The sequence below is a fragment of the Nonomuraea sp. NPDC005650 genome, from assembly GCF_040605375.1.
Lineage (GTDB): Bacteria > Actinomycetota > Actinomycetes > Streptosporangiales > Streptosporangiaceae > Nonomuraea.
On the sequence record NZ_JBEXCR010000145.1, the window covers coordinates 1 to 1,143 of the forward strand.

Here is a 1,143-nt window from a genome sequence, read left to right on the forward strand (position 1 = left end):
GTAGAGGAACGCGATTTTTCCGGGTTTGGCTCGGCCGGTGATGACGTTCACGCTCGTCCGGGTGTTGCTGCCGTTGCCTGAGCCGGGGGTACCGGGGGTCGCCATGCCCACGCCGTTGCTCTCGTTGGTGCCGCTGCCATTGAGGCCGCCGTTGACGGTGGCGCCGTCGGCGCCCGTGCCGTTGCCGCGGCTGCCGATGCCCGCGCCCACGTCGCTGCCGCCGCCCGTGCCGTTGGCGGTGCCGTTGCCGCTGCCGTTGACCGCGCCGACGCCGTTGCCACCTCCAGCGCCCTTGGTGGTGGTGAGGTGGTGGAGGGCTTGGTGGAGGTCGTCGGAAGTGCCGGCGAGGATGACCGCGCGCTGCTCCAGGTGGGCCCGGCTGGCGGTGGACAGGGCGAGGTCGTGGAGCGGGAGGTCCGGGTGGGCGGCGAGGTGGCCGGCCAGGCGGGCGGCCTGGGCGGCCAGGCTGACCTGGTCGCGAGCGGACAGAGTGATCGGGACCAGCGGCAGGGGACGTACGGCCTCGGCACCGGCAGCCGCGCCCGCCCCGGAGCCGGCGGCCGAACCGGCACCGGTGTCGAGGGCGGGGGCCTGTTCGAGGATGAGGTGGGCGTTGGTGCCGCTGATGCCGAAGGAGGAGACGGCGGCGCGGCGCGGCTGGTCGGCTCGGTTGGTCCATTCCCGGGCCTGCTGGAGGAGGCGGATCTGGTCCTGTTCCCAGTCGACGTGGGTAGTGGGGGTGGAGATGTGCAGGGTTTGCGGGAGGAGCCCCTCGCGGGCGGCCAGGACCATCTTGATCACACCCCCCACGCCGGAAGCGGCCTGCGCATGCCCGACGTTGGACTTGAACGACCCCAGCCACAGCGGGTCCGCAGGATCACGATCGCGCCCGTACGTGGCCAGCAGCGCCTGCGCTTCGATGGGGTCGCCGAGTTTGGTGCCGGTGCCGTGGGCCTCGACCGCGTCGATGTCACCCGGGGCCAGGCCCGCGTTGGCCAGCGCCTGGCGGATGACGCGCTCCTGGGAGGGGCCGTTGGGGGCGGACAGGCCGTTGCTGGCGCCGTCCTGGTTGACCGCCGACCCGCGGATCACGCCCAGCACCCGGTGGCCGTTGGCCTGCGCGTCCGACAACCGCTCCAGCAG

1 protein-coding gene is annotated in these 1,143 nt (G+C 73.1%); it reads right to left on the reverse strand.

Annotated features, from left to right (window positions below; genetic code table 11):
• Window positions 1-1,143 (reverse strand): ketoacyl-synthetase C-terminal extension domain-containing protein (locus ABZS69_RS67080; RefSeq protein ID WP_355395691.1); only part of this gene is annotated, 1,143 nt, incomplete at both ends.